The organism is Mesorhizobium sp. M7A.F.Ca.CA.003.01.2.1 (assembly GCF_003998945.1).
Lineage (GTDB): Bacteria > Pseudomonadota > Alphaproteobacteria > Rhizobiales > Rhizobiaceae > Mesorhizobium > Mesorhizobium ciceri.
In genome coordinates this window covers 1-6,170 of the sequence record NZ_RZRA01000256.1, presented here as the reverse complement: position 1 = coordinate 6,170, position 6,170 = coordinate 1, and the positions used below count along the sequence as shown (strand labels likewise).

Genomic DNA, 6,170 nt, shown 5'->3' with positions numbered 1-6,170 from the left:
CGCGGCCACAGGCTGAAAACCTGGGACGTCAGCGGCCCACCGAACCAATCTACAGCCACGGCGGTCCGCCGCTTGACGACCTGCTCTCCCGTCTTCTGTGCGATGACATGGCGGGGTACTTGCCTGGCGATATCTTGGTGAAGCTGGACCGTGCCACTATGGCCAACAGCCTTGAGGGCCGGTGTCCTCTGCTTGACCACCGCGTTGTCGAATTCTCCTGGCGGCTGCCATCCAACATGAAAGTTCGTGATGGCGCCGGCAAATGGATCCTTCGTCAATTGCTACGCCGCTATCTCCCGCAGCACCTGATCGAGCGTCCGAAACAGGGCTTCGATGTCCCTATCGCAGCATGGCTGCGGGGTCCGCTGCGCAACTGGGCCAGCGATCTTCTCGCCGACATGCGAGCAGAAAGCAGTGACGTATTGGACGCTGCGAAGATCGACGCCTGCTGGCGCGATCACATTGATGGCCAGAACCGCTCGCGCGAATTGTGGTCCGCATTGATGTTCCAGGCCTGGCGGAGCCGAGCCAACCGGCAAGCACAGGAAACCGGCCCAATTCATGAACCCGATCTGGCAGGAGTATAAAATGGTAGGTTCCGCAATCAGCCCGATCCAGCTGCCACGGATCAATCAACCACCAGCACCGGTTCTCGAAGGCAGAGTGCACGTGCGGTCATTGCGCGAATATGTCGAGCCGGCCACCGCGTCGCACCAACTCTTCGTGATTCTGGCAAGGCGAAAATGGTCTATTGTTGCCTTCGCTGTGTTGGGCGGGCTGCTGGCGGGGTTGCTGGGAAGTCTTCGCCCGGTTCTCTACGAAGCAACTACTCAGCTTATCATCGACGCCCCATCGCGCGGTTCACTGCCCGTCGGCGCCCCGTCTTCGCAGGACCTCGTCGATTCAAGCATAGATGACCACATCACGATGCTATCGTCGCAAGACCATCTGCGCCGCGTCATGGCGGCACTGCGCAAGACAGGTGCGGCTGAAACCGGACAGGACAATTCCGCTAGCGGGAATTCCCGGCTTGAGCCGTCTGCCATCCCTCCCCCGAGGACACGCTCGCTTGCCGGTGGTCTACTGGACCGACTGTGGCCAGGAGCGGACAAAACAATCAGCGATTCACAGGCCGAGGATGCCTCTGAATTGAGAGCCTTGCGGCAAGGAATGCGGGTCGGGCAGGAGCTGCGATCGAGAGTAGTCTCCGTCGCTTTCGCCGATGACAGTCCCGCGCGGGCGGCGCTCGTGGCCAACACATTCGCTCAGGTCTATGTCGACAATCTGATAAGGAGAAGGCAGGCATCCGACCAGCAAGAACTCGATGCGATCACCACCAGCCTGCCCAGGCTGCAAAACGATCTGCAGGCAGCGGCCGACCGCCTTGAGAAATATCGGTTGAGCCACGGAGCCATCGACCAAGGCTCGGCGGACAATGCAGCCAGGGAACGGGCCGACCTCAGCCAGCAATTGTCGATGTCAAACGCAGATCTCGCCGCTGTGGAAACTCGGCTGCGACATGTTCAGGAGCTTCGAGCGCAGGGGGCTTCTTTCGTCTCCGTGGCCGAAGCCATTGGCGGGCCTGAACTTGCCGATCTTGCGGCTCGACAGGCTCGCGCGCCTGCGGACCAAGAACTCAGAAACCTGACCGAAAGCAAGGTCGAACAAGGCATCGACAAGATTGCTGCGGACGCAAACATTTTCCGTGCCCAGATCGCCACTCTTGAGAGCCGGAAGGCCATTTTGGATGCGGTCATGGCCGACACCGCCAGCCGGCTTTCCGGGTTGCGGGTTCTCGAGCCGCAGGTCAGTTTGCTGACCCAGCGATACAACGAACTTCTTGGCCGGCAACAGGATTTGACGCGGCGTATCGGAGTTCCCTCGGCTGGAATTTCCATCCTATCGGCGGCATGGCCGCCGACCATCCCGCAGACCTTGCCCGCCATCTTCCTTGTTCCGCCCGGGATGATTGTGTTCGCTATACTGGGCGCGATTTTCGTCACGATGCGCAATCACTTCGATCGGACTTTCCGCGGTGAGACCGAGGCGGAAGCGGTGCTCAAGGTTCCATGTATGGGGCAGATTCCCGAAGCAGGCAGGGTGCATGCCAAACGACTGCGAACCCTTGTCCTGGGCGAGCGCAGCTCCGCCTATAGCCGCGCCGTGACGTCGTTGCTGATTGCTGCGGCGCCCAATGCGCTGAGGGCTCGTTCGTCGTACACGGCGCTTGTCACCTCCAGCGTCCCGGAGGATGGGGGGACCGAGCTCGCATGGAGTCTGGCGCTGGCCGGCACGCGGATGGGCGGTCGTGTTCTCTTGATCGATCTTGAACGCAAGGGCGTTCAACTCACGCTCGAGTTCCTGCATCAGTTCAGCGAGCGCAAGAGCCGCCATTCCTTCGCTGATTATGTCTGCAATCGCAGCAACCTGGAAAACGCCGTGGCCAGTCTGCATGAAATCGGCATCGACGTGATGACCGCTGCTCCGTCGGACGATCTGCTGGCGGTGTTGTCCTGCGAGGATGGGGGCAAAGTGATGGCGGATCTGCACTTGACCTATCGCATCGTCATCATAAACCTGCCGTCGGCGCTCGGGCGGCCGGAAGCCAAATTTCTGGCTGGATGGGCTGATGCGGTGCTTTTTGCCGTCCGATGGAGGAAAACGCCACGTACCCTCGCTCGCGGGGTGCTGGAACTCCTTCAGGGCAACGGTTCTCTTGCGGTACCCGTCGGCAGCGTCCTCACGCAAGTGAACTTGAAAAAACATGCCGGATATCGGCTCGAGGATAGCGCCGACCTCTTGCGCGAGCAGATAGCATGACCAAGCATAGGCTCGTCCTTGGGCCGCGGACGATCCGGGGGCGGTTCATCCAGGGAGCGGCCCGGACGATTCAGGGTGCAGCCTGTCCGCAGAGCGCGTCATTCAGGTGAATGATGGCAACGTTCGGTGTGCATCGTAGGCTGCGGCAATCCCCGATATTTGCCTCCCTCGGAAGCGCGAACCGATGGCACTGAGCGACCTTCTGAGACCCAAGATGGTTCCCGCGGCCGACACAGCCATCATCGCTGTTCGGCCGAGCACGATCGGTTCGATCATTCGTGCAGCTGGTGAGGTGTCGGCGATGGCAATTGTCGGCCAACTCACCCTTCTTGCTGCGATTCCGGTCTTGGCGCGGCTCTATTCGCCTGCGGATTTCGGCATCTTTACGATTTATCTGTCGATTGTGAACATACTCGCCGGGGTCGCAGCATTGCGCTTCGAGGCGTCACTCTATGGGGTTAAGGGGAGCGCCCAGGCCTATGTGACGGTCAAGCTTATCCTTTTGGCTGTGTTCGTGACCACCGTCCTGGCCTTTTCGGCCGGACAGATGCTGTCGAACCTTGCTCCCAACCGCCTCGGCTCGCTTGCCTGGCTCATTCCGATCGGAATGGGAGGCGCAGGTCTGGTCGAAGCCATGAACTGCTGGAGCCTGCGTGCTGGGCTTTTGCGCGACTTTGCCCTTGGGCGGCTGATCCTGCCGGCGAGCATGGCTGCACTGCAATTGGTTTTCGGCATTGCCAACCTTGGCGGCGAAGCGATGATCCATGCCCATATTTTGAGCCAGTTCGTCTTTATCGGGTATATCGGTTATCGGGTGACGAGCTGGGAGGATTTGCGCGGCATCGCCCGGGCACCTTGGCGTGCGGTGTTCGAAAAGGCCCGGCGGGAATACAAATTTCCTCTGTTCGATATCCCCGCAACACTCGCGAGCATAGCGATCAACAATCTTCCGGCAGTTCTTGTCGGTGGGCTGTTCGGCACCGCATTTGCCGGATATTTGGGCGTGGCAACGCGCCTGGTTACCGGTCCAGTGACGCTGATCGCTTCACCGCTCAGCAATGTTTTTGTCGCCGAAGCAAACCAGAACAACAATCGTGGACACCTGCTTGGCGTGGCACGCGGGCTTCTCCTGCTGGCCGCCGGCTTTACCGCGGTGCCGATATTGCTGCTTGGACTCGCCGCGCCCTATGTGGTCGTTCCGCTCCTGGGCGAGCCTTGGATGCCCACCGCGGAAATCATGACCGCACTGGCGCTGATGGGCGCGGCACAAGCGTTGTCTACTCCGCTTAGCGACGTTCCCGCTCTGCTACGTCGGCAAGGAACAAGACTGGTCATCGACCTCGCACGAGCGGTTCTCGTGTTTGGCCCGCTGCTCGCCGGCGCCCAGGCGGGCTGGCAGCCAGTCACCGTCATCTATTTCATGGCCGCCGGCGGCGCGTCGGGTTTCGCTCTGAAAATGGCAGCATCGCTGTATTTGTTGACCCACGACCCCCAACCAGCAGGCGCTGCAACGTGCATCCAACATGAATGTCTCGAGGAAAAAACACCATGAATTCGTCGTCGGTTGACAATCTTCAAGCGGCAGTTGCGGTCACCCAGCATGACCGTGCCGATGTCTCATGGTCACGCCCTTTTATCTCTGTCGGGATACCAACCTTTCGCCGGCCCGATACGATCCGCAGGGCGATCGACAGCGTCCTGGGTCAGGATTACTCCGATTGGGAGTTGGTCGTGAGCGACGACGAGGGACCGGAGGGCGAGACCTGGGCTATCGTGACCGACTATGCACGAAGCGAACCTCGCATCCGCATCATCGAGAACAGCCGAGGTCGCGGTCAGGTGGAGAACACCAACAACGCTATGCTGGCTTGCGCTGGACGGTGGATCAAGTTGCTGCACGACGATGACTGGCTTGCGCCAGGTGCACTCAGGACATTCGCCGAAGTTGCCAAACAGCACCCGTCGGTTGCCTTCATGACGTCAGCCGCAAACATAATCGAGGACAAGCGAGTGAGATTTCGCCAAGTCCCCAAGGAGCAGGAAGCGATCTCCCTTTATTCCAGCCAGCAGTGCCTGATGGACCTCTATCTGGTGCGCGCGACACGCTGCCTGGGGATCATTCCATCCACATTGTTGATCAACAGCGACGTCATTCGTGCCGGCTGCTTGATGCGCACGCACAAAGAGATTCCGGCCGGAGTGGATCAACTGTTCTTCGTCGATCTAGCCAGCCATGGGGACATGGTGGCGATAAGCGATCCGCTTACCTTTTATGATGCAACGAGCCATCCAAGCATTACCACGTCAAAGAGTTTCCGCGAGGTCGACGAAGTGACCCTCGCCGTCAAGCAGCTTAACTGGAATCTCATCAAAGACCGCAACCATCTCCCGCCTCCCGAGACATTGCTGCGGGCGCTGCGGGTTGCTCGTATTCCCATGCGGTTCCACCAGCAGTCCTGGTTGACCACGTTCCTGGATGGGATACAGATCTTCCGGCCTTCGGTCATGAAGGTGGCGGGCTGGCACGTGCTTAATCACGTGTTTGCAATCCGCCCAAGATTGGGCCGGGTGCGCACGCGACGGCGGTAAGGTGAGGCTGGCCGACAAGCACATCAGCGACAGATTGCGCGCACAAGCCTGTTGTGCGCGCGCATGGTAAAGGCGTTTGCCTCACGGCAAAACGCATATGCGCCCAAGAAGAGCTACCAGTTCCGCCTGTCGCCGTGTTTCGGTCTTGGCGAACAGCGACGCCAGCTGCGACCTTATCGTGGTCCGGCTCAAGCGCCGCTTGCGGGCTATTTCCAAAGGGGCATCGCCCTGCGCCAAGCGCAGTGCGAGCTGCGTTTCGGCACTCGTCAGACCAAACATTCTTTGCAGCGTCTGGGGATTTGGCCCGGACCTGTTTTCACGATCCAGCAGCGCCACGATGCTTGTCGCGTCAGGCGTTGCTATGCCCTTCTCGTTCAATATCAGGGGCCTGTCGCCCATGCCTCGGATCACCACCCATGAAAGCGTGCCAGGAGAAAAATTGCCCGGCACGTTTGCGATCAGCCGTCTCAGCGCAGCAAATACCTTGCTGGCCGTATCGGCTGCCTCGCCTTCGCGCTCCAAGGTGTTTTGAGCGGCTGAATTCCACTCCATGACCTTCCTGTCGCTGTTCAGGATCAGGTAGCCACAACCGATGCGATCAAGCATTCTCACAACAGATGCAAGGCTGCTCTGCCGTGGCTCGACAGCAACGCTGTCGAACCGTTGTGGTGCTTGATGCCAAGCGGAAGCATGGTCACCTTGCGTTCTCAAGGCGGAGACAGGCTTTCCCCCGAAACTTCCATATTGGCGACCAAGAATTC

5 protein-coding genes are annotated in these 6,170 nt (G+C 59.7%); 4 read left to right on the top strand and 1 reads right to left on the bottom strand.

The genetic code is table 11. The annotated features are described in order from the left end of the window. The 4 genes from EN969_RS12900 to EN969_RS12885 form a co-directional block, all read left to right on the top strand. Positions 1 to 587 (top strand): asparagine synthase C-terminal domain-containing protein (locus EN969_RS12900; RefSeq protein ID WP_206525153.1); only part of this gene is annotated, 587 nt, incomplete at its 5' end. Beyond that, positions 562 to 2,820, top strand: coding sequence for an exopolysaccharide transport family protein (locus EN969_RS12895; protein ID WP_244514268.1), 2,259 nt, complete (start codon positions 562 to 564; stop codon positions 2,818 to 2,820). The genes EN969_RS12900 and EN969_RS12895, both read left to right, overlap by 26 nt. A gap of 184 nt (positions 2,821 to 3,004) precedes the next feature. Further along, positions 3,005 to 4,372, top strand: coding sequence for a lipopolysaccharide biosynthesis protein (locus tag EN969_RS12890; RefSeq protein ID WP_013533110.1), 1,368 nt, complete (start codon positions 3,005 to 3,007; stop codon positions 4,370 to 4,372). Next, positions 4,369 to 5,409, top strand: coding sequence for a glycosyltransferase family 2 protein (locus tag EN969_RS12885; protein WP_063167492.1), 1,041 nt, complete (start codon positions 4,369 to 4,371; stop codon positions 5,407 to 5,409). The genes EN969_RS12890 and EN969_RS12885 overlap by 4 nt, the downstream gene beginning before the upstream one ends. 81 nt (positions 5,410 to 5,490) lie before the next feature. On the opposite strand, the gene EN969_RS12880 is transcribed toward EN969_RS12885, so the two are convergent. After that, positions 5,491 to 6,168, bottom strand: coding sequence for a helix-turn-helix transcriptional regulator (locus tag EN969_RS12880; RefSeq protein ID WP_127419158.1), 678 nt, complete (start codon positions 6,166 to 6,168; stop codon positions 5,491 to 5,493). Positions 6,169 to 6,170 lie beyond the last annotated feature (2 nt).